At 61.4% G+C, this 2,654-nt stretch carries 3 protein-coding genes; all 3 read left to right on the forward strand.

The genetic code is table 11. The features are described from left to right. Positions 1 to 231 precede the first annotated feature (231 nt). A complete protein-coding gene (locus tag K7H91_RS20585) occupies positions 232 to 768 on the forward strand; it encodes a DUF1176 domain-containing protein (protein WP_230722083.1) in 537 nt (178 codons plus the stop codon). Between the two features lie 93 nt (positions 769 to 861). Continuing rightward, entirely contained in the window at positions 862 to 1,581 is a 720-nt protein-coding gene (locus tag K7H91_RS20590) for a sulfate transporter family protein (protein WP_230722084.1), read from the forward strand. Positions 1,582 to 1,676: 95 nt separating this feature from the next. Next, positions 1,677 to 2,534, forward strand: coding sequence for a D-amino-acid transaminase (locus K7H91_RS20595; RefSeq protein ID WP_230722085.1), 858 nt, complete (start codon positions 1,677 to 1,679; stop codon positions 2,532 to 2,534). Positions 2,535 to 2,654: the final 120 nt, after the last annotated feature.

Genomic DNA, 2,654 nt, shown 5'->3' on the forward strand with positions numbered 1-2,654 from the left:
ATATAGGGAGCAAGCTGCTACGCCAAATGCGATAACCCTGCCCTCAAGGGGAGAGATTGAGGGGCGCGACGCTGCCGCTCGGGCTGTCGCCGACGGCGCCTCAACCAACGAAACAACCCCTTGTTTTCCATCAGCAATCGCTCAAAAAATGCCTTTCGCACACGTCACAATTTGGGCGTGAACGGCGCGCCATTGTCGCCGCGCTGTCAATGTACAGAAAGGAAAACGTTCATGAAAATGCGTTCACTTGTATATGCGGGGCTGGCGGCCTCGGTGGTTGGCGTGCTTTCGCTTCAGACCACGGCTTCGGCGGCGGAAATTCTCGATACCGGCGCCACCTGGAACGCGGCCTGCAACGCCGCGATGACCTGCCGGCTGACAACCAGCGACCTGCCGGCCAATGATGGCGGCCTGGCGATCCCCTCCTTCGTGCGCGCCAGCGGCGCGAACTCGCCGGTCATGATGGTGCTGCCGACGATCGATGGCTGGGACACGCTCCCGAGCGACGGCAAGTTCACCATCTCGGTCGATGGCGAGGAGGTTGCCGCGATCAAGGTCGACCAGCTCAGGCAGGATGATGCCGAGGGCGGTTATGTGACCACCGACCCGAAGATCGTCCAGCCGGTGCTGGCGGCGGCTAGGGTCGGCGAGGACGCGATCATGGTGACCTATGACGGCCCGGAAAGCCAGGAAGTGGCGACGGCCGACCTCACCGGCTTCCGCGAAAGCCTCGACTGGCTCGCCCAGCAACAGCATCACCCGGCCTGACTGCTTGTCTCAAGCTAAAACCACACTACATCGCGCAGGAAGCCTTGCGCGGTGTAGCCAAGGCCGGTCCTTGCCTGCATGCCGGAGCCGACCATGCTGATAGATGCCGCCCGCCGGGCGCTTTACGATCTGATCGACCCGAAAATGCGCGCCATCCTGTGGAAGGTGCTCGGCCTTTCTCTGCTCTGCCTGATCGGGTTATGGGTCGCGATCCGCAGCCTGTTCATGTGGCTTGCCGTTCCCTGGCTTCAGAACCTGTTTCCGACCATGCCGGAATGGACCGGCTGGATCACCTTCGTCCTTTTGATCTTCGCCGCTGTCGGGCTGGCGCTTGGCCTCGCGTTGTTGATGGCGCCGGTCTCCGCGCTGGTCGCCGGCATTTTTCTGGACGAGGCGGCCGAGCATATCGAGCGCAATCATTATCCCGACGAGCCGCCGGGCGAGGCGCTGCCGGTCTTTGCCGCCATGAAGGAGGCGCTGGCCTTTCTCGGCGTCGTCATCCTCGGTAATATCTTCGCACTGTTGCTGCTGCTGGTGCCGGGCGTCAACCTAATCGCGTTTTTCGTCGTCAACGGCTACCTGCTCGGTCGCGAGTTCTTCGAATTCGCGGCAATGCGGTTCATGAGCCCGCCCGAGGCGCGGGCGTTCCGGCGCAAGCGCGGATTGACGGTGTTCCTTGCGGGCCTGATCGTCGCCGGCTTCGTGGCGATCCCGATCGTCAATCTCGCGACCCCGCTGTTCGCCACCGCCTTCATGGTGCATCTGTTCAAGCGCATGGACCCGACAAAAACCGTGGTTCGTGCGGAAAATTGATTTTTATTCGCAACAAACGGCGAATATTTCGAACTTGAATCGAAGGCTGCGAGTCGCTATGACGTTTTCATACCATGATAACGCAGGAGCGCGCGATGAGCCGTATCGTCTATCTCAACGGAGAATGGCTGGCCGAGGAAGAGGCCAAGGTGTCGATCTTCGACCGCGGCTATGTCTTTGCCGATGCCATTTACGAGGTCACCTGCGTTCTGGACGGCAAGCTGCTCGATTATGACGGCCATGCCGCGCGGCTGAAGCGCTCGACGGCGGCCATCGGCATCGCCATGCCGACCGATGACGCCACACTGCTTGCGCTTCATCGCGAGATCGCCGCGCGCAACGACATGACCGAAGGGCTGATCTATCTGCAGGTCTCGCGCGGCAATCCGGGCGACCGCGACTTCATGTTCGAAAACAACATGACGCCGACCTTCTCGATGTTCACCCAGAAGAAGAATGTTCTGGGCGCGGCCACCGGCAAGAACGGCATCACCGTGGTGACGGTCGAGGACCTGCGCTGGGGCCGCTGCGACATCAAGACCGTGCAGCTTCTCTATCCGAGCCTTGCCAAGATGGAGGCCTATGAAAAGGGCGCGGACGATGCCTGGATGGTCAAGGACGGCTTCATCACCGAACAGACCTCGGCAACCGCTTATATCGTGACTGAGGAGGGCGTGGTCGTGACCCGCCCGCTGTCGCGCGAGATCCTGCCCGGCATCACCCGCGCCACCGCGCTCGAGATCGCCGCCCGCAACGGCTTCAAGATCGAGGAGCGCGCCTTCACGGTGGAAGAGGCCAAGGCCGCCAAGGAAGCCTTCTTTACTTCCGCCAGCAATTTCGTGACCCCCGTCACTGCGATCGACGGCCACAAGATCGGCGACGGCAAGCCCGGGGAGATCAGCCTGAAGCTGCGCGACCTCTACATTGCCGACCGGCGGGCGAACGCGATCTGATACCGCGTTCGTTTACGGCCGCGCTGCCGGATTTTCTTCATGCCTATGGCGACCTCGGTTTGTTGACAAACCTGTCCTCAAACTCGGCGTCATCAACTCTGTTTGATGGTTTGGTCTCTG

This window comes from Martelella mediterranea, assembly GCF_021021415.1.
Taxonomy (GTDB): Bacteria; Pseudomonadota; Alphaproteobacteria; order Rhizobiales; family Rhizobiaceae; genus Martelella; species Martelella mediterranea_C.

Coding starts and splice junctions, on each gene's coding strand:
- K7H91_RS20590 (WP_230722084.1), top strand. CDS start 862: ATGCTGATAGATGCCGCCCGCCGGGCGCTTTACGATCTGATCGACCCG.
- K7H91_RS20595 (WP_230722085.1), top strand. CDS start 1,677: ATGAGCCGTATCGTCTATCTCAACGGAGAATGGCTGGCCGAGGAAGAG.
- K7H91_RS20585 (WP_230722083.1), top strand. CDS start 232: ATGAAAATGCGTTCACTTGTATATGCGGGGCTGGCGGCCTCGGTGGTT.